We start from the raw sequence: 23,786 nt of genomic DNA on the forward strand, positions 1-23,786 counted from the left end.
TACTCCATAATGAAGACTGTCAAGGTATAATTTATAATCAGATGAACTTTTCTGAACCGGCTATTACCTCATATAGGTAACCACCCCTTAATCCCCTCCTTGAGAAAGGAGGGGAAATACCCACGTGCCGTCGGTTGATAAGATAATTATCGTTGCCTGTCTGTCTTCCGGACGAGCGAGGAGTCGAAGACGACTAAGCGCGAGTCAGAATTTACGTCAGTTCCGCCAATAGCAGTGGTCATAACCGCTTAATAACCTGATTGGAAAGTTGTTTCTCATATCACTTAAACCAAATGTTATAACAGTTAAATCCTTTTATGTGATTTGCAGCAAAATTAATTGGAACTTTACTCTTATGTTGCTGTTTAAGACTGAGTGAATGCAAAAATAAATAGGAGAAAAATATGAAGGTAATTATACAGTTTCTTTTCGTCGCTGCAATATTTACAGCGTGCAGTGATGATCCAACAGCGCCTGCTGGGGATGGGACAGCTACATTTACTATGCAGCTATCATCTTCAACGGGCAGTGCGTCAAAATCCACTTTAAACTCAGTAGTCACAGATACAATATTTTCAGTGACCGACTTGAGTGGAACACTCTTCTCCATCAAAGAAGCGCGCGTCAGTGTCAGGAACATTCAATTCGATTTTCCCGATGGCGTAGTTGATACTCTCGGCGAAGATAAAATCAGTATTGATGGTCCTTTCGTCATTGATCTGATGACAGGTGTCAGCACTCCCGCGATAAGTGAGTTCACAATAGAACCCGGAATATACAAGCGTATTGACGTCCGGTTAGATGATTCGAAAGCGAGTGACGGTCTTGTAGATTCAAGCGATGCTCTTTTCGAAAATACTTTAGTTGTGGCAGGAAATTTCGATTACGATGATGTAACGGGAAGATCTTTCTCCATAGTCTTGAAATTTAATGAAGACGTACGGTTTGAAGAACCGGGTGGTATAGTTATAGATGAAGATGCGCTTAATAATGTCGTGATAAATCTATTGGTGGATGAATGGCTGCAGGGAATAGATATCACCACCTGTTTGGATGATGGAGATTTAACGTTTGATAACGACGGTAACCTTCTGATAGATGACAGTTCAGGAGGCGGTAGTTGTCAGGATATCGAAGGAATTATCAAAACAAACATTAAGAATAATTTCGACCTTGATTAAAGCGTTTTAGTCAAGTGTTTCTGTAGCAATCATTGGAGCTCAAATCAAGATATTGAAGAGAATCGTCTTGATTTGAGCGTCCAATTAATTTTCCAAGAAAGAAAAGCAGTGAATTCAGTTTTACACTGATACCCCTTTTGCAATCCACAATGGTCTCAATGACAAGAATTTAGGCGCGGTCAGAGCAAGCGTAAGTCCCGCCAACGGCGGTGGCCCTAACCCGCACGTAAGTACCCTCTCCCCTTGAGGGGAGTGCCCGTCAACTGACGGGCGAGGGGTGTAATCGTAAAGTACCCCCAAAATATTATCAAGTTTCAGAATCACACCCTCTCCCGATAAATCGGGATAAACTCACCTCCCTCCGGGGGGAGGAGGTTGACTTCCCCTCCTTTTTAAGGAAGGGATATATTTAAGTGCGAGTTAGGGCTTGCCCGCCTGGAATTAGTCTGACAGGCCCTGACCGCTAAACCAATATCTGTCATCTCCCGGCTCCGGCGGGATTCGTGACACCTGCCTCCGGGGGAGGAGCTTGACTTCCCCTCCTTTTCAAGGAGGGGACTGAGGGGTGGTTGTTAACACCTGGTAATCTCAATATTATCCTCATCCGACTGATTTGAAATTCCCCCACTATTCGGAATCTTGACTATTACTAAGGTTCAAAGTAACTTACCGTCGCTTTTGTGCAACAATAAACTACATCAAACGTAAATAGATATGAATGCGGAAGATAGGAGCGACTACGAGCTCATAGATGAATCCATTAGTGGAAATGAAGACGCATTCGGTATCCTTATGGGGAGATATGAAAATTCTCTCTATGGGCTGATATTCAAGATGGTAAGGAATCATGAGGAGACACAAGACCTTGTTCAAGAAGCGTTTATCAAAAGTTATAATGCTCTGGCATCGTTTAATAAGCAATATTCGTTCAGCACATGGTTATTTAAAATCGCCTCGAATAATTGCATCGACCATCTCAGGAAACGTAAACTCAAGACTACCTCAATTGATGCTCCAATTCAGACAGAGAACGGCTCTCTCAGTCAGGACCTCCCCGATAATTCTTACAACCCGGAGAGAGACTCCCTCAGGAACGAATTATTTTCGTCCATAAATTCAATAATTGAGGAGCTTCCCGAAAAATATAGAGTAGTGATAAATTTGAGACATAAAGAAGACAATAGCTACGAAGAAATCGCGCAGGCGTTGAATATCCCCATTGGAACCGTCAAGGCAAGGATATTCCGCGCACGTGAAATATTAAAGAAATCCATAACAAAGATGAAGCTGCTGTGAATCCATTATTAAAAATCTGCGCAATGCTTTTCGCAATGCTTTTCACGGTAGATTCCTCTTATGGATTTCTTCCGCAAAGGATGGCGACTTTCTCCCGGAGCGAACGGTTGGAAAATCAGGATAACCTCTATGCTAAGCTTGTGTTGGGGGGCGGCAAAATATGGCTCTCGAAATCATCTCACGGAGAACTTCTTTCTGTTGAAGTGGAATACAGCAAAGAGGAGACTAAACCTGTATTTGATTTCCGGGACAACGAAGATGGGGAAGCGTTACTCTTTTTCAGCATTACATCAAAAAATCATTATTACGATAATTATGATGTCTTTGAAGAGATGGACTTTTTCGATGAAGACCACGATATATCTTTGGGTCTATCATCTACCAAGAAAACATCCTGGGACCTGAAATTTACCGATGAAATCCCTATTGAGTTCGAAATCGCAGTGGGCGCCGCAAAAGCCAACCTGGATTTTACCGGAATGAAAATCAGCAATCTCAACATCGAAGCAGGCGCAAGTCGAATGTTTATTAACTTCGATGAACCTAATCCAATAATAATGGACGAGCTGAATATCGAGATCGGACTTGCGAAATTCAAAGGAAAAAACCTCCTTAACGCAAATTTTGACGAGCTGAATATCGAAGCCGGGTTGGGTTCTATCACTCTTGACCTGACAGGGGAAATAAATCGCCGCGTATATGTGAATATGGATTTAGGGTTAGGCTCCACGACTATAATTCTTCCTTCGAACGCAGGCGTAAAGTTATATATGGAATCTTCATTTTTTACATCGGTTGATATTGATGAACTTATAGAAGTGAAGGACGACGTTTATGAAAGTGAAAATTGGGGCGAAACTGAGGCTGAATTGATACTTGAAATTGATGCCGCTCTTGGCTTAGTCAAATTCATATTCGAAAATTAGCCAGTAGAAATCTTTCCTTTATAATTTATGCTTCCCTAACCGCTCATTATATGCCAACCTCCCCTTTTTCCTTCCTTTTCAAGGAGGGGTAGCCGATCAAATAAGAATCTTATTAGGAAGGACTGGCGTGTGTGGCAGTTCGGTTAGTTGCGGTAGAGAGCTGTACGACCGATGTCGGGAATTGAATCACCATCTTTCCCTAAAATTTTCATAATCAAACGGTCACACCCCTCCCTCCTTCGGAGTACTCCCCTCAAGGGGAGAGGATATAAATTTAAAGAGTAAATAAGGCTCAATTGATAAAAATCAAAAGCACCGAATTATGTGCGGGTTAGGGCCACCGCCGTTGGCGGGACTTACGCTTGCCCTCCGAGGAGGAGATTTATTTCCCCTCCTTTTCAAATAGGGGATATTTTTAAGTGCGGGTTAGGGCTTGCCCTGACCGCACATAATATTCCCAATAAAAAACAAAACGGCGACTTAGAATAAGTCGCCGCTCTGGTCTTCACCTAAGAATTTTAAGCTAATTCAAATTGTATTTATCTTTATTCACGATTATGTCGATATTGTAAACGGCTACCTGTCTCCATCTGCTGTCCCGTTTTGCTTTTTCAAATGCCGCAAGCGCTTCGGCTTCCATACTTAAACATTTATAGGAAAGACCGAGTTCAACCCACGAACCGCCGCTGGTCGCTTTTAGCTTCGTTGAGATAAGCGCTGCTTTCTGCGCTTCATCGCATTTCCCAAGTTGATTATTTGCTTCGGCGAGATGAAAAAACGCTCTGTAATCGCGTTTATTCAGCGTAGTAGCTTTGGTCTGAAGCTCAGCCGCCTTATCCCATTTATCTATTTCTGAATAGGCTATTCCCTGGTCACGGTAAGCCCGCGCTAATTTCGGATCTGCGTCAATCGCATTTTGTGTAACTTTAATTACCTTGTCATAATTTTTTCTGTTCAGCTCGATAACTCCGATATTTGCCCATGCTTTCGCATTTGTCGGGTCAAGCGATGCCGCTGTCTCGAAATCCCTAATCGCGCTATCGTAATTCCTGTCCGAAAGGTATGCGTTTCCTCGAGCGTAATAAGATTTTCCCGAAGTGGGGCTCGAGTTAATAGCCGCTGTAAAATTCTTTATCGATTCCTTGATATTTCGCTGAGTTCGAGCGATTATCCCTTTCATATAATGAGCGTTAGCGTAACCGGGATCGAATTTCAAAACCGTATTATATTTTTCCAATGCCTTCCGATAATTTCCCTTTTTATATTCTAAATTGCCTTCGTTATAGTTCAGACCTATGATATTCTTAAGCTCTTTACCATATTTATCGTTATCGGGATCCAGCTTAATCGACATTCTGATATTTTTAGCGGCGGCGTCATAATTTTTTTCTCTAACGCTGATTTTTGTGCTCAGAAAATAAGCGGGAGCGAATTGAGAATCTATACTCATAAGCCTTTTCAAAGAATCTTTTGCTGCCGGTAAGTTCGAGTCAGTGTAGGCTTTATTTGCGCCAACCATTAGATTGTTTATGATTCTCTCACCCTTTTCCTGCTCCGTTTCCTCTTCCTGCGCATAAAGCGGAAAACTAAACGAGAATATGAATATACCAGTTAACAATAAAGTTATTTTAAGATTCATATCTAATAATCCTTATAAAATCCGACTTTAAAATCTTGTGCCGAAGGCGGGATTCGAACCCGCACACCCGAAAGAGCACTGCCCCCTCAAGACAGCGTGTCTACCAGTTCCACCACTTCGGCAAACAGCGTTCAATTTCCGGAGTTCTCTTCTTCAAGCACCGGTTTAAGGGATGAAGGTGCAGGAAGAGTTGCTCCCGGACCGGAAAATGCTTCCCTTGCCGCTTCCTGGATGATGCTCGTGCCCTCTTCTGCCGATCTGGAGGTAAACCCGATTAAAATAGCGACTACCATAAAGGAGACTACCAATCCTGTCGTCAGTTTTTGGAGGAAACTCGCGGCTCCTCTTCCGCCGAAAACAGCGCTTGTTCCCGCTCCGCCGAAAGCTCCGGCAAGGCCTCCTCCTTTACTCGATTGCATCAATATACTGATTACGAGAAAAAGACTTATAAAAATGTGAATTGCTACTAATAAACCGTACAAACCTATCATTACTCCTTACTTAGTTCTTCAGCTACTTCCGCAATGCCTATAAATGAGTCTGCTTTCAGACTCGCTCCGCCGATAAGCGCGCCGTCAATATTCGGGCTGCTCAACAGCTCTTTGGCATTCGGCAAAGATACACTACCACCATACAAAATCAAAATACTTTCTGCTTTTTCCTCTCCCGAGGATTTTTTTATCAGATCCCTGATATATTTGTGCATTTCTTCCGCCTGCTCCGGTGTGGCTGTTTTCCCCGTTCCGATCGCCCACACGGGCTCATACGCGATGACGATTTTCGACAAATCACCAGCTGCCTCTAAAATATAATCAAGCTGTTTCCTGATAACGTCATTCTGAATCCCGGCTTCTCTCTCTTCTAACGATTCACCGATACATACGATGGCCTTAAGACCATTTTGAAGAACGTTTTTCAGCTTTTTTGCAACTGTTTCATCGTTTTCGCCAAAAAGTTTTCGCCGTTCCGAATGCCCGATTATAACCCAATCGGCTCCTGCCGATTTTATCATATCAGCGGAGATTTCACCCGTAAAAGCTCCCGATGCTTCAAAATGACAATCCTGAGCAGCCACCAAAACAGATGAGTCCTCAGCCGCATGCGATACTATTACAAGCGATATGAAAGTCGGGCTTATAAGCACCTTAATATTATCAAACTTGGAGGTTCCTTTCACCACGGCTTCAGCAAGTTGTAACGAATCCTTCAAGTTAAGGTTCATCTTCCAGTTGCCAGCTATAAATAACTCCCTTTTCATCAATTTTTCTCCTGTAAAACTTCAAGACCGGGTAATTCTTTGCCTGATAGAAGCTCCAACGAGGCTCCTCCGCCTGTGGAAATGTGAGTGACTTCTTCCGTGAGTCCCAACACCTTCAAAGCGGCTGCCGAATCTCCTCCGCCAACGATAGTCGTTGTCCCGGATTTTGTCAGGTCGGCAAGTTGTTTTGCCACCGAGGCGGTACCGTTAGACCAGTGTACCACTTCAAATATGCCCATAGGGCCGTTCCAGATGACGGTTTGCGCTCCTTCCAGAACATGGTCGAATTCCGCAACCGTCATAGGCCCGATATCTACGCCTATCAAATCATCGCCCAATTCATCTATCGTACATACTTCCCCTACTTCGCTCGGATCAACTTTCGTCACGGCGATACAATCAGTCGGCAGATGATAATTAACGCCTGATTTTCTCAATTCCATCAAAATTTCTTTGCAAGTTTCCACCATATCGTTATCGCACAACGATTTCCCGATTTTTTTTCCTTCAGCCTTCAAGAATGTAAACGCCATTCCGCCGCCGATCAGGAATGCGTCAGCCACTTTCGCGAGGCTTTTGATAACAGGAATCTTATCCGTGACCTTTGCCCCGCCTAAAATCACTACAGTGGGCTGTTTCGGTTCAGCTATCAGATCTGATAAATATTTCACCTCGTCACTCATCAGGTAGCCGGCAACGGCAGGATCAAGAATTTTCGCTACGCCGACTGTAGAAGCGTGCGAGCGATGCGCCGTTCCGAATGCGTCATTAACGAACAGCTCACCGTGGACTGCCAACGCCCGGGCGAATCCGCTGTCGTTTTCTACTTCCTTATTGTGAAACCGAAGGTTTTCAAGGAGAAGGGCTTCACCCGGTTGAAGCGATTCCGATGCTTTCAACGCTTCTGCTCCGATGCAGTCAGGAACGAATTTCACCTCCTGGTCGAGTAACTCCGATAACCTTTCCGCCACAGGTTTAAGGCTCAGATTCGGAACCGCGTGACCGTCCGGTCTGCCTAAATGACTCATCAGCACAAGACGCCCGCCGTCAGAAAGCACTTTAGTTATGCTGGGAAGAGCAGACCGAATCCTGTAATCGTCCTCGATGACTCCCTTTTCAGAAACTGGAACATTGAAATCCACCCGCATAAGCACACGTTTACCGGATAGTGGAATATCGTCGAGAGTGAGTTTCGCCACTATCAGTTGAAAAAGGTTTTTGCTAATTCGTACAGCTCGGGAGGAACGAGTTTCAGTTCGCTTGTAGCATCTGCGAGCGGAACAGGAACAATTTCAGTTCCCCTGAGCGCTGCCATAACGCCGAATTTTCCCTCGTTGATATATTCCGCCGCCGCAATCCCGAACCGTGTGGCAAGCATCCGGTCGTATGCCGTGGGAGGACCGCCGCGCTGAGTATGACCGAGAACAACGGTTCGTATTTCATCCCCTGTCTTTTTCCCCACTTCGCGGCCTACGTATTCGCCGACTCCGCCCAGCCGCACATGTCCGAATTCATCCAAAGAATCGTCTTTTGTCAGCGCGTCATCACCACCGCCGATCAAGGCTCCCTCGGAAACTACAATAATATGGAACTTCTTCCCCGCCTCTTTCCGATTGTTGATGATGTCCACTACTTCCTGAATGCTCATCTCAAATTCCGGTAGCATAATACAGTCCGCGCTGCCTGCTATTCCCGAATGAAGCGCTATCCAACCGGCGTGCCTTCCCATTACCTCCACCACCATCGTTCTGTGATGCGACTCCGCAGTGGTGGTTAGGCGGTCAATGGCTTCAACCGCAATGGAAACGGCGGTATCGAACCCGAATGTGGAATCCGTGGCTGAAAGGTCATTGTCAATAGTCTTCGGAACGCCAACACACGGAATCCCTTCTTCCGTCAGTTTGGTGGCAACGCCAAGCGTATCGTCTCCTCCGATTGCCACTATCGCGTCCAGTTTAAACTTTTCGATGTTGGCTTTAACGCTCTTAATAGCATGGTCATCGTTATACGGATTAGTCCGGGAAGTGCCGAGTATAGTCCCGCCTTTCCTGATTATCCCGCCTACGTCCAGATGCGTAAGCTGAAACAGATCGCCGTCAACAAGCCCTTTCCAACCGTCACGAATTCCGAAAACCTCATGTCCGTAACCGCCAATGGATTTCCGTACTATCGCCCTGATAGTAGCGTTTAATCCGGGGCAATCTCCCCCTCCCGTGAGAACTCCAATACGCATTTGCTGTTTCCTTATACTATTTTATTGTGCGGGTTAGGGCTTGCCCTGACCGCCACATTAATAATAATTTTTAATACTATATCAATATTATCGGTCAAAAATATTACCGAACCAGAAAGGAATATGCAAGGTATAAATTTTTTGGGAGCTATTTAAAGTACAGTCATTGCGGGGAAGAACGTAGTAATTATGTGGCAATCTCGGGTTTCTCTTGATCCGACAATATTGAGATTCCTTCTTCCGCCAGCCGGCGGTGGCCCTGACTGCAAGTCAGAGAGTCAACCACCCCTTTATCCCCTCCTTATAAAGGAGGGGAAATCTCCTCCCCTGAGGGAGGTGAGTTTATCCCGATTTATCGGGAGTGGGTGTGATTTTGAAAATAACTCAATTACTTCCGTTACCGAACGGTCACACCCCCTGCCTGACATCAGTCGGGCAGGCTCCCTCCTGCGAGGTACTCCCCTCAAGGGGAGAAAATATATGTGCGGTCAGGATTTATACTGACCGCACAATCTTTTCAACAGCAGCATTTTTCCCGTTTGGATATTGTAGAATTCCATCGGAGAATAATCGTTGCTATTTTGAATTCACCGTTGCTTTTTTTCGTAATTCAGAAAGACTTAATAGTTACATAACCTAAAATACATTTATTGCTTTCGCCATCGCATCCGCACCGGGAAACCCGGCGAGTGGTCCGTTGCATTCCACCATGAGTTTGCTGATGTCTTCGGGGCCGTCGTGCCTTCCGGATGTTACCTTTTCAAATACCATTATCATATTTAGACCTTTTGCAACAAGGTCCACGCCTTCGCGATATTCCAGCGTACCGCCTCCATTGTCATTCATTACAAGGTCACCTAAACTATACCATTGGCTTATTAAACCGGCTACCTCATCAAAGGGTGGTGGCTCAGAAACGATCCCCTTTTCCGGATCCCCATCGACGAACATCTTCTGCATATACGCATGTGCGTCAATTTCAAATAGGAATGCCTCATATCCTGTCTCTGATGATGGAAAATTCATCACTTCTACCCGTGCTTCACCTTTTTCCCAATCACCAACAACGTAACCCTTTGCACCAATGAGCGGCTTGTCGATGTAGGTTTTCCTTACAGTTCCCTCATTGATCTCCGAAACTGCTCGAGAACTTTTGGCAACCGGCATTTTCTCTTCAGCGGAAGTACAGGAGATTACAGTTATAAAGATTATAAGCGCTACTGTAAATAATTTAGGGTAATTATACATATCCGACTCCTAATTTATGAGTGTATTAGTATTTGCTCCATACGACCTAACGTATTGAACCGACATACTCGGGAAATACCTACTATTATCAAATAATTAAGCCATATGAAATATTGTAGCATAAAACATATACTATAATCAGTCACAATAACAATATAAATTTCGCACAATGTACCATCTATGAAACACACAAAAAGTGTATCAGAATCGGTGGATTTTTTAACAGTTCGCCCCATCTTTCCCTTCCCGATTTATCGGGAGTGGGTGTGATTCTGAAATTCTTGCTCATATTAGGGATGCATAACTATTACACCCCTCCCCTCTGCGAGGTACTCCCCTCAAGGGGAGAGGTTATTATATGCGCGGGTTAGGGCCCACCGCCGTTGGCGGGACTTAAGCTTGCCCTGACCGTACCGCACCTATATCTTTCAGAGAAGGAACCAGTTAATGACAATCATATTCGTACTCGTTTACATCGCGCTCACCCGTTTAGCGATGTGGCTGTTTGACAGAACTACAATCAGCTGGACAATTCGACTTATCATCATAATTGCCATAAACGCCGGAGCAACAATTTTGATGTTCGATTATATTGATAATCAATTCGAACCCATCAGAAGGGTTTTCGAGAAGTATTACGAACGATATGAATGAGTCGTCTCCGGAAGCCGCTGGTAGATAACCACCCCTTTGTCCCCTCCTTAGAAAGGAGGGGAAATCTCCTCCCTCCTGCCCGACATCGGTCAGACGGGCGAGGGAGGTGAGTTTATCCCGATTTATCGGGAGTGGGTGTGATTCTGAAATTCTTGCTCATATTAGGGATGCATAACTATTACACCCCTCCCCTCTGCGAGGTACTCCCCTCAAGGGGAGAGAATATATATGCGCAGGTTAGGGCCACCAAATCCCCCCTCCTTAGAAAGGAGGGGTAGTTCTGTCATTGCGAGCGAAGCGCGGCAATCTCGGGTTTCTCCTTCGTCTTAATAAATTTAGATTGCCACGTCAATACGTTCCTCGCAAAGATTGACTTTTGCATTTATCTGCGAAGATGAAAAAAGACGGGTCAGGATTTAATCAGATAATCCCCGTGCCCAAAAGCAACGCCAGCAAGAGAAGCATCCCTACCACACTGTTGCGGACATGAATCATTTTAACTTTTTTCATCAGCCTGCTTCCGACAAATGAACCGATAAACGCCGTAACCGTTGCGGCGATTATCAGATTCATACCTCCTGAATCGGACACTATCGTCAACGTTCCCGCAGATATTGATGTTCCATAAACGGTCAGGCGGGCTAAATCCACAACCACCGCGCAGACGACACCCGTTCCGATGAAGCGGGTCTTATCGCTGATTGAGCGGAGCAGGAATGCGCTCCGCAGCGCGCCCTGATGCCCGGAAAGTCCGCCGAAAAAGCCTGATAACGCCCCGCCGAGCGGGATATACCGCTTGGAAAACTTGAATTTCTCTTTAGTCGGCATCAGCTCAAGGAGCGCAAAAAATATCATTAGAATCGCCACCACAAGTTTAACTATAGTGATTTCCCGCGTACCGTTCAGCTCATACGTCCAGAGCGGAGCCGAAACAGAAATACGCGTCAGTAGATAAGCGCCCAAAGCGGAGGTAACCAGTCCGGGCAACACGAACCGCCATACGATACTCCAATCTGCATACTTACCCATAATTCCTAATTTGAACAGATTATTGCTAAGGTGAACAACTGCGGTCATAATTATCGCTGATTCAATGGGAAAGAAGAGCGCGAAGACAGGCATCAGAAGCATCCCGATTCCGAACCCGGAAAAGAGAGTGAGAGCCGCAACTACCAGAGCGGCAAGCATCACTACCGCGTACATTATCATTTTATTATTAGAGTAGTGAGTTTCAAGCGGATAATATAAAATAGATTCAGCTTAATCGGAAGTTCAATTCGGTCTGCTCCGGCAGCACAACCAAGAATCTGTCATTCAGAGTCAACCACCCCTTTTATCTCCTCCCTGGAGGGAGGTGGCACGAAGTGACGGTGGGTGTGATTTTGAAAATAACTCAATAACTTCCGTTACCGAACGGTCACACCCCTCCCTCCTTCGGAGTACTCCCCTCAAGGGGAGAGAGAATATATGCACGGGTTAGGACTTGCCTGTCCCGCCAGTGGCGGTGGTCCTGACCGCACACTCTCTGTCATTCAGAGGAGCGAACCCAGCCAGCGGCGGTGGATGCGACGAAGGAATCTCACAATTTACCTCAGTGGACAGACTTGAGATTCTTTCGCTCCGCTCAGAATGACGGAAAGGATAAATATCAGTGCGAGTCAAGACCACTGCCGGAGGCAGTGGATAAAATGTTTATTTGGAGTGCATTGACTATGTCAATGCGGCATCAACACAGTTGATGCACTCCTATAAAAACGCATAGGTCAGGCGGAGAGTGTGATTTATCAATTTGCTCTATACCTTTCGCGATCAAACGGTCACACCCCTCCCTCCTTCGGAGTACTCCCCTTAAGGGGAGAGTTATATGCACGGGTTAAGGCTTGCCTGTCCCGCAGTGGCAGAGACCTGCCCGCAGTCAGAGTCAACCACCCCTTTGTCCCCTCCTTAGAAAGGAGGGGAAATCTCCTCCCTCCTTCGGAGTACTCCCCTCAAGGGGAGAGGATATAAATTCAATGAGTAAATAATGAGCAATTGATAAAAATCAAAAGCCCCGAGTTTCCTCAGGGCTTTTCTTCGTTTTCATCTATCCAATACGGGTTAGTATGCCCACCCGTACATTGTCCGCTTCATTATCTTACTCCTTTGTTTCCCTCACACTGATATATACGCATATTTAGGCAATTTGTTCCGTATTTTACCTTACAATTACCCTAAAATATGCAATTCGCGTTTATTCACAGAAAGCCCGCTGTTACTCAGTCTCCGGTCATCCACACGTCTGCCCATCAGGTTGCCAACACTCTGATTCAGCCGGCTATTTCGTCTCGCTTCATTCCGAAGCGTTTTCGGAAGCCTATCAACGAAATTTTCTATTTCGTACTCCGTTTTCCACGGCTCCAATAGATCAATTTTTTTCGATTGCACCCGGGCGCTTATGTCAATTCCGAGCTCATCGTCCTGCACTAAAATGGTGTCTCCCACTTCGATTTTGTCGTATTGGAAAGCGTCCGGGTCCATCTCATAAAGATCAACCGCATTTATGATATATTTTGTTTTCGGAGTTTTATTCTCCTGAAGAGCGTCGAACCCTTCATCCCAGAGCAGTCGCGCTCCGCTGATGGGATAAAATTCGTTTGGAACGCTCAGTCGCGCCGCTTTTTCCACCATAACTGAATCCACGTAAAATTCCGATTGAGCGGAATTTGAGAGTATCTTAACAGTTCCCACAGTTGTTTTAGCCGTAATCCCCTCAACAATGAGCTGCGTCCATACGCCGATAATTGAGGTTTCCGCCGTTTCGCCTGAGGCTGACGGCTGGTCATCAACGCCGTCATTGAGTTCAAGTTTTACATTACCTGATATAACATAAACCCATACGTATAACGAATAAATGCTGTCCGTTTCTAATATGACAGATTGCTTTATTCCCTCTCCCACATCGGCTTCTTCGATCTTCTGACTCTTTGAACCGTATCGCACGAAATTTGGATCGGTCACCGCGGCTACCGGAAATGATCCGCCGATTGTGACAACAGACCAGTTTTCCCCGATTCCGGAAACGAACTCCCGTGAAAAATCAGGATTGAATAGTAGATTTCGCGCCTCAACTATGGATTTATTGAAATGAGCCGCTTCCACCGTTCCGTGAGATGCGATAGAAGCTGCGTCTCTTATGTAATTAAAATCCGTTCCCGACGCATCGGCAACTATCTTGAAATAATCGCCTACCGTCAGGCTGCTCAGAGCGGTTGTTATCACCACCTGACTTCCTGCAATCGAGTCTATTATTTCACGCCGCACTCCAATTGATACTCCGCCCACCGCTCTTGTCACCTCGAAATGATAATTATTCCACGAATCGTCCGACGGTACTAACCGATTGTGAGAGTTAATGGTAGCGCCGGATATGGATTCGACAATATGTTCCGCTGATACCGTATCGAGGATATTGTCTCCGCCGATATCCGCTGGCGGCTCTCCACCTCCCGCCGGATATACGACATTGAAAAGGTCCCGCGTATCAATATTTCTCCTGATGCCCGTGAGATTCCGCGTATAACGCAGCCGTGCGCTTCGGTTTGTCCCTCTTGGGAGGATACTGACAGATTTATCATTGTTGACTATGAGGTCGCTTCCGAGACGTTCCCGCACATCGTCCACCAACTCAAGCACCGAGCCGAAATTCAGCACTACATCAAGTTTGGTGGCGGGGCTGATAGTGCCTACCGTAAATGACGACTCTCCCATTATCTCATTCATCACCGTCAAAGGCTCAGCCTGAACGTACGGAGTCCATTTCGGATAGATTTCCTCCAACATATCGTATTTAATATGTTCGCACTCCAAAAATCCTGTAGGCGAATCTTTCTCCGTACGTGTGTCCTGTTTTTGTTTTATCCTGAACGGCAGATAGCTCTCATCATCGAGATTCACCACCCGAATAAACTTGCGATTTTCTATCATAGACCAGCTGTCGCTATCTCTTGAAATGCCTATGGATAAAGAGTTATCGCCGTTTAATTCGTCAATCATTTTCGCGAAAATCAGATCGTCAGTGGGAATTATGAGCTCCCGGGACGAGTTAGCTGAGTCGTACAGTTCCAGCCGGAATTTAGCCATATTTTAGTGCCTTATTTTATTGTTCGCCATCAGCCTGTGTACCTTTAAGCCCATATATTCTTTCGTCGCATCCACCGCCGGAGGCAGGGGATAAAATGTTTTTTTTGAGTGCATTGACTATGTCAATGCGGCATCAACGCAGTTGATGCACTCCTATAAAACGATAGGCCGTGCGGGAAGTGTGTGATTTATCAATTTGCTCTAAACCTTTCGCTATCAAACAGTCACACCCCTCGTCCGCCGGCTGGCGGACACTCCCCTCAAGGGGAGAGGAATTATTTACGGTCAGGGCCTGTCCGACTGATGCCAGGCGGGCAAGCGTAAGTCCCGCCAACGGCGGTGGCCCTAACCGCCATCAGCTGATTTTGCGACACACCCCGCCCTCAACCTCGGTTGAGCCACCCCTCCCCGCCAGACCAATGTCGGGCTGGTTTATAGAGGGGAATTGAACGACGGCTGCTGCCCTTTGTTGCCTCCCCTCCTTTTTAAGGAGGGGACTGAGGGGTGGTTTTCCATACCATCTCATTCCTGCCATTCTTTAGAGCCACCGCTTTCTGTATTTAATATTCATTCCACCGTTTGCCGTTTTATTGAAAATAACCGATTTGCCGGATTCTAACTTCGGCAAGATTGCGCCTACATCCATAGAGGCTACGGCGTTTGTGAAAGTTCCCGCTGATGAATCGGCAAATTCCACAGTTTGCTTTCTGCTGTCCAACAGCAACCGGTCCCCTTCCGCAAGAACTTTTGTCATACTGAATTTCGCGTTATCATTCTTCAATGCGGTTGCTGAATTTGCATACTTCAGCGCTTCTACTCCTGAAAGTTCACGGGAAAAGAGGTAGAGTTCGTCAACTATCGCGTCGGGAAAGAGCGTCTGAGCCCCATCGCTCATATACAAGGTGGCGGGATTACCGCTTAGAGCCGAAACATTTGAATTCGTTACGTTTCCGGCGATTCCGTTCAGATATACTTTCACGCCTCCCGCTCCGTAAGTGCCTGTAAGACAGAGTGTTTCCCCTGCGTTAAAAGTAGGCGCAAGCAGTTCAGCATCGTAATCAGTCCCGCTGACTTTTTTCCTGAAGACAAATTTCCCGTTGGTCCCGTCATAGAAAAGTCGCAGATAGTTATTCGCGTCATACCGAATCTCGTAAAATACCGCATCCTGATTATTGCCCGTCCAGCCGGAACCGAAGAGCGGTTTCAGCCATACGATTATGGAACCTTCGTCTTTATTCGCCGTGACATTCCACGATAGCGTGTCGTCTCCGTCTAACAATAAGCCCTGCCCGAACCGTTCCTGTGAATACGAATCGAATTCGGGTGTTGCTTTTGAGGCGGCATTTGCGGTTACGGTGTCGAGTTCGATTATATGAACATCGTCAATCCAAAAAGTATTAGTACCGCTTTCAGCGGTCCGGATTCTTAAATCCCCATTCGTATCTGAAGCGCCGCTTTTTATAAGCAGATAGTATTTAGTCCAATTCGTTGAGATATTTGTTATAGTCTTTGAAGTCTCGCCAATCGCTCCAACCAATCCCTCAACATTAATAATGACGTCTTCAGTCCCGTCACTGCCTTTTAGCCATACCGCTGCGAGAAACCATTTGTTAATCGGGAAAGATACTCCATTCTGACGAATACCCTCGCCTATTGCATCGGTGACTATTTTTTGAGATGCGCCTCCTGAATGAACAGTCGAGTTATCTTCCGTTATAGTTGGCGTGCCCATCAAAGTCCAACTGTCTGCCAGACCCGCTGTGAAGTTTTCCATACCTCCATTGTCTACGTTACTAACCTGACAATCCATCTGGTCTACTCGTATTTCAGCATCGCCGTTGGCGTTTACTTTTCTTAGTCTAAATTGATGCGCTACAGCGCCGTCAGCTTCAAACGTTCCCTCGAAATATAACCATTTTCCCGTTGCATAGGATACGCCCATATCATCAGTAACATTATCTAATCGTCTTGTATGAACAGTTGAATTTCCTGCAATATCAAGAAATAATCTATCGTTGAAATGTAAGGTTTGAGCATAAACCCATAGACGATAGAAGTAATCCTGGTTATCAACAAGTACGACGGTAGACCTGAATGCATATTCTTCTGTAAGGGCAGAAGTCCAATCTAATTGTGCCGATTGTGCATCATATTTTACTATAGCCGCCTCGTTAGTTACTGAGGTATTTACACCAGAGCCACCTGTTCCTCCGTAAACCCACTCAGCCGCCGGATCGACTTCTTGGTCGCCATCTGTGAACTTATTATCCACCCACGGATATTGGACGCTCACAGGAACCCCGGAGGATAATTCGCCCGCCGATAAAAGTTTCGTGTCGGGAGTAACGAAAGGCTCAACACCCGCACCCGAATTATATAGCGCCGCAATTTCCGCATCAGACAATGCTCGCTCCAAAATTTGCCAATGGATTAAACCTTCCGTAATTTGAGAGGCATTTAAATTTTCATCCTGTCCTATTGAAAGTGTAGCGTCCACATCGCCAACGGCAATAGTTGATTTAGTATTGCCTCCTTCCCTCGATGTGTTTACGTCAATCTGCAAACTGTTATTTGATGAGTCTATCTTATTTTTCAAGTCCCATCTTGCGGTAATCATAACCCAAGCGCCGGCAACTATATCACCGGCAACACCTGAAATAGAAGCGCTGTTAGTTGCGGTCGGTTCTCTATATGTGAAAGTTATTCCGGGAGTCGTTTGATTATCAATTTCTATAGAGATAAAATTATTACTGCCAAACTTCTCTATGAAAATAGTATGACCTAATAAATCTCCTGCCGTGAAATAAGGTTTGAGCCAGATTACGACAGTACCCTGATACGGATTGAAATTCTTGTAATTGAAGCCATTCAGAAGACTTCCTCTATCGAAGTATAGGTTATCCTTCCGATTAATCTGTATTCCCTTCGACTGTCGGCTCGAAAGGTTTTTGAAAGTTCTGTAACCAAATTGATTTGTGTAATTTCCCGCAATATCAGAAAGCGTTACATCCGACAGATTGTCGCTATAATCAAAGTGCGCTATCGCTGCCTTATCGCCCTCAACAAGAATCGGGTTTGTGACAGCCCCTTTTATCTCAATAATAGAATCGTTGTGAGCAGTTCCGGTGGGAAAGGTCTTGAATTCATCGGCGGAACCCGCCATTGTGGCTTCGGACAAAGCACTCGCAACGGCAAAAGGCTCGTCGCATCTGAACCGCGCCCGAAACCGTTTTATGTCGTTACTCATCCAGCGATGCGATATTTCCGGAAGATCAAATATTCCATCGAACACAGCGTTGTAATACCTACCCGATTCATCGCCGAATTCTAACCTTCCGTATTCCATCCCGTCGGAGATAGTCCTGTTTCCCGTCGGCAACAGTTCATCTTCCATTGCGAAAAGCGATTTCAGATTATCGATATTGCTCATCAAATTTGAGTGTGAAGTTCCCTCAACAGTTCCCTCTATCTCAATGATACGAGGCTTGTACGTCTGCTTGAAAGCCATCTGTCCGTGCCGCCCGGGAATCGAAATACCTTTCACGTTCACCCGGGGTTTCCCTCGTCCCATTACTTCCGTTATCTCCGCGAAATAATCACGCAGCGATTTGCCGTTCCATTTGATTGAATCGGTGAATGCCATTCAACTCTCCCGTTCAGAATTGCCAACTGCCTGTCATTTAAACGGGTTTAGGTCAGGTTTTTGCTTGATGTGGAGGGATGAGTTAAATTGCTTGCTTGATTTGGAGCTGACGGACTAAATTATCTTATTCTCGAGAATCGGATTTTCATGGGCTGTAATATAACTGATAGTGTATATAGAGTATGGATAGAAAGTGAAACAAGGAACTGAGTTCGAAATATTGACAACGGAACTGTTCTCACGATTATCAAAGGATAGAGAGTTTGAATCAGTTGAGCATAATATTTGGCTTGATGGTCATGATGGTAAACGACAAATAGATGTATTATTGTCTGGAAAAGTTGGTCCTTTTGATGTGAAAACAATAATCGAATGTAAAGATTTTTCGAAAAATGTAAATATTACCGAAATCGACGCACTTCCTTCAAAGAGGATGGATGTTAATGCTCATAAAGCGGTGTTGGTAGCAAGAAAAGGTTTTTCGAAGAAAGCAATAAATAAAGCAAAAAGATTAGGGATTTCTCTTTGCACAGCACACAGTGCTTCAAAGGAAAGATGGAAATTTGCTCTTGAGCTTCCTATCGTAATCACAGAGCATGCTTGTGATGTATCAACTCCAAGTTTTGAATTTAGAGCAATTGGAAATTCTCTTAATCTTGATTCAATAACAAATTTTAATGATATTCCGCTTCCTAAAATTATTGCAAATTACTGGAATGACACGGAAATAAAGTGTAAAGATGGCTTGAATGATCACAAATTTTATCCCGATATTCCAAAACCTCAGTGGATACGGGTACCTGACGGTAGAAAAATGATAATAGAAAATTTTAATATAATTATGCATATACAAAAATCATATTATTTTGGATACGTGAATAATCTTGACTCAGCTAAATATCTTCAATTTTATGATGAAAATAAACGCCATGTAATTTTTGATCCGAGAGATTTATCGGATTATCGTACAAAATTTGTGAAATTTATTAACAAAGAAGAATTGCCCAATATTGACGATACAGTCTTTATTAGTGTTAAACATTTGCACAATCCGGATGCAGTATTCAATCCGAGTGAAACTCCATAGTCGGACAGGTCACGTCGTCTTCGATTCCTCGCAAAGTCAGATAGTCTATAAATTTACAACAAGTTGGGCTTTAGTTTCATCGCTTCAAGCAGAGATTATTACTTCCGCATAACAGCGGCGAGTTGTAAATCGTTCAGATAGAGTTGAAGCAGGTTCCGCTGCGTTCGGACGGGACCCAGCCGGTCGTTCAGCTTCTTTCGCCGGTCGTCCCGGAGCTTCTCAAAAGTCTCTTCAATGCCCATCATTGCGGCGGCGTCTTTTTCTCTGTCGCCCACAGCCAGCGGATTCGATTTTTCTTTCACAGTGGGCCAGACAGATTCGAAATAATTTATCAGTCGAGTATTATTTTCAGATAACGACTTCCGGTATTTATCCAACGCCTCAAGCGGATAGTGTCTGATGAGTTTTGTCAGCTCCCGCTGCTCCTCTATTTGCGCTATCTTCCTCAGATTCACCGCTGTTTCCAATGCGAGTTTTCGGCTCACCTTATCGTCCGACAACACAGCGTCATTTATCCCGTTTTTCGCCTCACTCACAAGCGACCGATACGACACTTCTTCCTCGTCATCGGCATAGATAATTGATTCCTCCTCGGACTCCAGCCCCGCTATTCTGTTCTGAATTGCAGCGCTGTGATTAGAATCCGCCGTTTGCAGAAGCGAGTCGTATTCCCGACCGATTTTTTCCGATTCGTTCTTTATGAATTCTTCCGAATACCGTTCATCATCCTGAATCTGGTCAAGCTCGGTATCTCGCTGAAGCCGTAACTTTTCCACTTTCATATTATACTCTTCCACAAATCCGGGAAAGAGTTCTTTCAACGATGAAATGACGTCCGTTCCGTAAATCGGATTCATATTTGAGTCGGCGGCTACCGCCGATTCTTCTGCCACTTCTTCTTTTATATTTTCAATGACTTCCATCTTCTCTTCCGGTTGCGCAGTCATTTCTTGCTCCATCTGTGTTAAATTCTAATTCCCACCGCTCGCATCTGCGAAACAGTTTCGTTTGCCAGTCTTTCGGCGATAGTCGAAATTTTCTCGCTGTCGGAAAAGCTGATATCACCGTTAAAATTATTATGGATTTCAACTACTTTATCAGATTGCTCCCCTGTGGAAGAATTGAGACTTCCATCCGCGAAAGTGTTCCGCCAGAGGTCCAGCGATTCCTGCTGAATAGCGCGACTTGTGTTCAAAATCCCGATAAGCAGATTCGCCTGTATCTCGGTAATCCCCACGAAATGCCGAAACGACGTTGACCGATTATCTGCTGCATCTCCCCCGGGCAAGCCTCCGTCCGGTTCGTCATCATCTCCGTCTCCATCGCCATCAGAATTATTTCCAGAATTCAATTCATCGTCAATATTTAAGTCATCGTCGTTATTATCATCGTCATCGTCGTCATCATCCGGCTCTTTTATCGCATCTCTAATACCTTCGAGAATGAAGATTATTTTTCGTTGCTCCTCGAATGTTGTGCCAAGGACAGCTTCTGTTCTTTCTTTATCCAATTTCGCCACCGAATTTTTTAAGCGCACCGGTTGATGCGGATTTATTTCCTTTTGTCTCGGGCTGAGAGCCGTAACGGGGGTATCTGTTAGCCACAAGCAGAAGCTGCGGATACGAAATCCCGTGCAGAATATAATCGACTTTCCAGTTCGTCAGGGCGACGATCGCCGCCACTACATCTCCCATATCCAAAGTCAGACCACCCTCAGCCCGCTGATTTTTTTTAGCAGATCCTCCACGTTGTGCATATGGAAGATTTTATCTATCAGGTTAGTTATTTCCCGGATATCCATCTTTTCGATGGAATCCGCGGTTACAATGGGGTTTTCAGAATCGTATTCCCGATTCTCATCCAAGAACATCTGAATTATCGTAATAATATGGTCGTACGGCATATCGAGGATCTTATCCACCGCCGGTTTCAGCTCTTCCTCTTTCTTGGAATTCAGAGCCTCCACACCCACGTAAAGTCCGTCGCTGTAACGGGCAATTGCTTTCGATATCGCCCTCATCTGAAAAAGCGTTCTCGGTTTGAGAGTATAAGATTTCTCTCCGATTTTGAATTCTTCAGTCGCCGCCGTTATGATGTCCGCCGCTCTTTCCGCTGACTTATTCATCCGTTACGCCGTTGCGTCGTTAATCGTGAAAAACGTATCCACTCCGTCCGATGAAGGCAAAATCTCGAACTCCACAGGCACGAAAGTTATTCCGTCTCTTTTGAACGAAGATTCCGAGTTGCCCAGCGAGACTATCTTGCTGAAACTCAAAGTCCTGTCGAATCCGGCGGGGTTTCCGTTTGTTACAACGAAACTACCCGTAACGGCTCCCCGCTCGCTCCCTCCGAAAGTCAATGTCTGACCCGAAATTCCGCTTGCCGGAAGCCCGTAACTCACCGCGAAATTCGCCAGCGCCGCTTCAGCAACATTGGTCTTGCCGAAGAGTCTGCGTCTGACCAACTTCTTTTTCTGCACTCCAACCGATTGATCCACCATCGCGTCGAACCAGTCCTGTTCCTGCCTGAGCGTAAATCCGCCTTCTGTGGCTCCGAGAGCTACGCTGTCGATACTCAGTTCGCCCTCGCCCACAAGTATATTGTTAGTTGTTATAGCCATCAGGTTATCTCCTAATTAGGTTTTCAATTATATAGTTTCCGTCAGGATTAATTTCTGACTTGTGCATTAAAATCCAACCACCCCTTCTTTTGGCTGCACCAAAATTCACCCCTCCTTCATAAGGAGGGGGCTGGGGGTGGTTTTCATTTAAATTATATAATAGATCTTCTGTCGATCACCCCTCACATAAAATCCGTGGTGCGGCGTCCTCCGTCAATCATGGGGGAATATGAATTAACGCTTAAAGGCTCCAGCCGCATCACGTAGTCTTTATAGCGAACATCCGGAAAATCAATTCCTGCCGATGTTCTTTATGATGCTGTGCGTCATAGATCGCTTCTGTGCTGCTGTCAAAATAAATGCTTCTGATGCGTCCGCCGTTGATGGTCATATCTGCGCTGTGCAACAGGTCAACCACCCGATCCGTAATATTTCCTAACGTTGTCAGGTCGGCGTTTCCGTTCTCCAGATCCTGAACGTAAGCCGTTATTACAAGATTCCATCGCTCCATCGTAGATTCGCTCAGTGTCCGATTTCCATCCACGGTCAGCAGTGGATTATCAGTCTGATTCGGACGTTTCGCGCCTGTCCAGATCTTCCCCGTTCCGCCGAGAAACGCCGATGATTGCAGTGTTGCGTCAGCGTTCAGCTGCCGCCAGACAGCCGAAAGCAGTTCATTTTGAGAAAACATCAGCTCCGGCTCCTCTCTCTTAACAATATTTCCCAGTGGGAACGCCAATCACGCTTCGCCACGATTTCATACTCCGTTCCCCCGTCGGAGACAAGGTCGTGGACGCGGAAATCCGAACTTATCTTCGTCGCCGTGAACATAATCAGGTCTGCGCTGATTTCTTCTCCCGAAGCATCCCGTACAATATCGCCCCGCTTAGTCGTGTACGGCTGAATATCGCATTCTATATTTACCTGAATTGTTACAGTTGAAACCGTGTACTCGCCGGTCACAGGGTCCTGCGTGCCGGCATTTTTTCTGATAACTGTCACCGTCCGTTTTGCTGTGTTGTCAATGAAAGTCACCGCTCAGTGCCACCATTTTTCAGTTCTTTCAGAGAAATTTTAATCTCATTCAACGCTTTCTCGATATTTTGGAGCCGCACGTCAATAACGTCTTTCCGGGCGTATTCATCTTTAAATTCTTCCAACTCCTCTTTGTATCCGGCAACCCCGCCGTAATTGATGCCCGCTGTGAAGATAAACGCGATAATAGCTATCATCAGAAAGAGAGTATTCAGGTTGAAACCGCTTTTGAAATCACCGTTAGCCACGGGCTGTCCGCAGCACGTTCGGACGAAATCCCATCCGCTCGTAATTGTCCGCCATCTTCAGCAAGTCTCTCTTTTGGAGCTCAACTTCCCCCCGCTCATACCGCTGCCAGCTGTCCTCATCCGAGACTATCGCCCGGTACGCCAACGACAGTGTGAGAAACAGGTTATGCGAATATCCCTTTAACCGCAGCGGAGTTGACTGAGCCGCACTGAAACTGAACAATCCCTCCACAGGCGAAGAAGCGTCCGCCGAAACGGCGTTGCCCGCGCTGTCCGTGATTGTGAAGCCCGACTCCACATATTTACTTGGTGATTCGAAAACTTTTGATTCGGAGTCGCTCCCAAGAATCACCTTGTCCAACCGTTTCCTGTTCAGGTCGAATAAGTTCTGAACCTCTCCGTCCGTCATCACAGAAGATGTGATGTCACCTCTGAACAACCTGAACCTGCCGATAAGCTCGGTCATTGTGCTTCGCGCCATACTGCTCTCCTTTTTCTATTTATAAGAGATTAGTCAGGTTTTCCGACGTGATGCTGAATTACCGAACGATTGAATCCTCCAAACGATAAATTGGTCAGATCAAAATAAAACTTTTATT

Annotated in this window: 23 protein-coding genes and 1 tRNA gene; 5 read left to right on the top strand and 19 right to left on the bottom strand. The window is 45.5% G+C overall.

Annotated features, from left to right (window positions below):
* Positions 1 to 404 precede the first annotated feature (404 nt).
* The 3 genes from IIB39_06490 (at position 405) to IIB39_06500 (ending at position 3,403) form a co-directional block, all read left to right on the top strand.
* Positions 405 to 1,181 (top strand): hypothetical protein, encoded by a 777-nt coding sequence (locus tag IIB39_06490; GenBank protein ID MCH8928350.1) that lies wholly within the window; start codon positions 405 to 407, stop codon positions 1,179 to 1,181.
* 714 nt (positions 1,182 to 1,895) lie between these two features.
* Positions 1,896 to 2,477, top strand: a complete 582-nt coding sequence (locus IIB39_06495) for a sigma-70 family RNA polymerase sigma factor (protein ID MCH8928351.1) — start codon at positions 1,896 to 1,898, stop codon at positions 2,475 to 2,477.
* Positions 2,474 to 3,403 (top strand): hypothetical protein, encoded by a 930-nt coding sequence (locus IIB39_06500; protein ID MCH8928352.1) that lies wholly within the window; start codon positions 2,474 to 2,476, stop codon positions 3,401 to 3,403. The genes IIB39_06495 and IIB39_06500 overlap by 4 nt, the downstream gene beginning before the upstream one ends.
* Before the next feature lie 523 nt (positions 3,404 to 3,926).
* On the opposite strand, the gene IIB39_06505 is transcribed toward IIB39_06500, so the two are convergent.
* The 7 genes from IIB39_06505 to IIB39_06535 form a co-directional block, all read right to left on the bottom strand.
* Positions 3,927 to 5,042: a tetratricopeptide repeat protein gene (locus IIB39_06505; GenBank protein MCH8928353.1), complete on the bottom strand. Its 1,116-nt coding sequence runs from the start codon at positions 5,040 to 5,042 to the stop codon at positions 3,927 to 3,929.
* A 38-nt stretch (positions 5,043 to 5,080) separates the two neighbouring features.
* Positions 5,081 to 5,164, bottom strand: a tRNA-Leu gene (locus IIB39_06510).
* Positions 5,165 to 5,173: 9 nt separating this feature from the next.
* Positions 5,174 to 5,524, bottom strand: coding sequence for a preprotein translocase subunit SecG (secG, locus tag IIB39_06515; GenBank protein ID MCH8928354.1), 351 nt, complete (start codon positions 5,522 to 5,524; stop codon positions 5,174 to 5,176).
* A gap of 8 nt (positions 5,525 to 5,532) precedes the next feature.
* Complete coding sequence (locus tag IIB39_06520; protein ID MCH8928355.1) at positions 5,533 to 6,300, bottom strand: triose-phosphate isomerase; 768 nt, start codon at positions 6,298 to 6,300, stop codon at positions 5,533 to 5,535.
* Complete coding sequence (locus IIB39_06525) at positions 6,300 to 7,499, bottom strand: phosphoglycerate kinase (GenBank protein MCH8928356.1); 1,200 nt, start codon at positions 7,497 to 7,499, stop codon at positions 6,300 to 6,302. Before IIB39_06525 ends, IIB39_06520 begins: the two co-directional genes overlap by 1 nt.
* Before the next feature lie 2 nt (positions 7,500 to 7,501).
* Positions 7,502 to 8,533 carry a 6-phosphofructokinase gene (locus IIB39_06530; protein ID MCH8928357.1) on the bottom strand — a complete coding sequence of 344 codons (1,032 nt, stop codon included), beginning with the start codon at positions 8,531 to 8,533 and terminating at the stop codon, positions 7,502 to 7,504.
* A gap of 636 nt (positions 8,534 to 9,169) precedes the next feature.
* The gene (locus IIB39_06535; protein MCH8928358.1) at positions 9,170 to 9,781 is read right to left on the bottom strand and encodes a hypothetical protein; all 612 of its coding nucleotides are present in this window, start codon (positions 9,779 to 9,781) and stop codon (positions 9,170 to 9,172) included.
* Between the two features lie 447 nt (positions 9,782 to 10,228).
* On the opposite strand from IIB39_06535, the gene IIB39_06540 reads away from it, so the two are divergent.
* The gene (locus tag IIB39_06540) at positions 10,229 to 10,435 is read left to right on the top strand and encodes a hypothetical protein (protein MCH8928359.1); all 207 of its coding nucleotides are present in this window, start codon (positions 10,229 to 10,231) and stop codon (positions 10,433 to 10,435) included.
* A 420-nt stretch (positions 10,436 to 10,855) separates the two neighbouring features.
* On the opposite strand, the gene IIB39_06545 is transcribed toward IIB39_06540, so the two are convergent.
* The 3 genes from IIB39_06545 to IIB39_06555 form a co-directional block, all read right to left on the bottom strand.
* Positions 10,856 to 11,641: a sulfite exporter TauE/SafE family protein gene (locus IIB39_06545; protein ID MCH8928360.1), complete on the bottom strand. Its 786-nt coding sequence runs from the start codon at positions 11,639 to 11,641 to the stop codon at positions 10,856 to 10,858.
* Between the two features lie 999 nt (positions 11,642 to 12,640).
* Entirely contained in the window at positions 12,641 to 14,554 is a 1,914-nt protein-coding gene (locus IIB39_06550) for a phage tail protein (GenBank protein ID MCH8928361.1), read from the bottom strand.
* A 538-nt stretch (positions 14,555 to 15,092) separates the two neighbouring features.
* Positions 15,093 to 18,197 carry a phage tail family protein gene (locus IIB39_06555; protein MCH8928362.1) on the bottom strand — a complete coding sequence of 1,035 codons (3,105 nt, stop codon included), beginning with the start codon at positions 18,195 to 18,197 and terminating at the stop codon, positions 15,093 to 15,095.
* A gap of 193 nt (positions 18,198 to 18,390) precedes the next feature.
* On the opposite strand from IIB39_06555, the gene IIB39_06560 reads away from it, so the two are divergent.
* Entirely contained in the window at positions 18,391 to 19,284 is an 894-nt protein-coding gene (locus IIB39_06560) for a restriction endonuclease (GenBank protein ID MCH8928363.1), read from the top strand.
* A gap of 98 nt (positions 19,285 to 19,382) precedes the next feature.
* On the opposite strand, the gene IIB39_06565 is transcribed toward IIB39_06560, so the two are convergent.
* The 9 genes from IIB39_06565 to IIB39_06605 form a co-directional block, all read right to left on the bottom strand.
* Positions 19,383 to 20,231 carry a hypothetical protein gene (locus tag IIB39_06565; GenBank protein ID MCH8928364.1) on the bottom strand — a complete coding sequence of 283 codons (849 nt, stop codon included), beginning with the start codon at positions 20,229 to 20,231 and terminating at the stop codon, positions 19,383 to 19,385.
* A gap of 17 nt (positions 20,232 to 20,248) precedes the next feature.
* On the bottom strand, positions 20,249 to 20,794 hold the full coding sequence (locus IIB39_06570; protein ID MCH8928365.1) for a hypothetical protein: 546 nt from the start codon (positions 20,792 to 20,794) through the stop codon (positions 20,249 to 20,251).
* Complete coding sequence (locus tag IIB39_06575) at positions 20,787 to 20,978, bottom strand: hypothetical protein (GenBank protein ID MCH8928366.1); 192 nt, start codon at positions 20,976 to 20,978, stop codon at positions 20,787 to 20,789. Before IIB39_06575 ends, IIB39_06570 begins: the two co-directional genes overlap by 8 nt.
* A gap of 8 nt (positions 20,979 to 20,986) precedes the next feature.
* Positions 20,987 to 21,409, bottom strand: a complete 423-nt coding sequence (locus tag IIB39_06580) for a hypothetical protein (GenBank protein MCH8928367.1) — start codon at positions 21,407 to 21,409, stop codon at positions 20,987 to 20,989.
* A gap of 3 nt (positions 21,410 to 21,412) precedes the next feature.
* The gene (locus tag IIB39_06585; protein ID MCH8928368.1) at positions 21,413 to 21,904 is read right to left on the bottom strand and encodes a hypothetical protein; all 492 of its coding nucleotides are present in this window, start codon (positions 21,902 to 21,904) and stop codon (positions 21,413 to 21,415) included.
* A gap of 259 nt (positions 21,905 to 22,163) precedes the next feature.
* Entirely contained in the window at positions 22,164 to 22,643 is a 480-nt protein-coding gene (locus IIB39_06590; GenBank protein MCH8928369.1) for a hypothetical protein, read from the bottom strand.
* Entirely contained in the window at positions 22,595 to 22,906 is a 312-nt protein-coding gene (locus IIB39_06595) for a hypothetical protein (GenBank protein MCH8928370.1), read from the bottom strand. Before IIB39_06595 ends, IIB39_06590 begins: the two co-directional genes overlap by 49 nt.
* Positions 22,907 to 22,935: 29 nt before the next feature.
* Positions 22,936 to 23,187 carry a hypothetical protein gene (locus IIB39_06600; protein ID MCH8928371.1) on the bottom strand — a complete coding sequence of 84 codons (252 nt, stop codon included), beginning with the start codon at positions 23,185 to 23,187 and terminating at the stop codon, positions 22,936 to 22,938.
* Positions 23,180 to 23,668, bottom strand: a complete 489-nt coding sequence (locus tag IIB39_06605; protein ID MCH8928372.1) for a hypothetical protein — start codon at positions 23,666 to 23,668, stop codon at positions 23,180 to 23,182. The genes IIB39_06600 and IIB39_06605 overlap by 8 nt, the downstream gene beginning before the upstream one ends.
* Between the last annotated feature and the right edge of the window lie 118 nt (positions 23,669 to 23,786).

The organism is Candidatus Neomarinimicrobiota bacterium (assembly GCA_022573815.1).
Lineage (GTDB): Bacteria > Fidelibacterota > SORT01 > SORT01 > SORT01 > JACZTG01.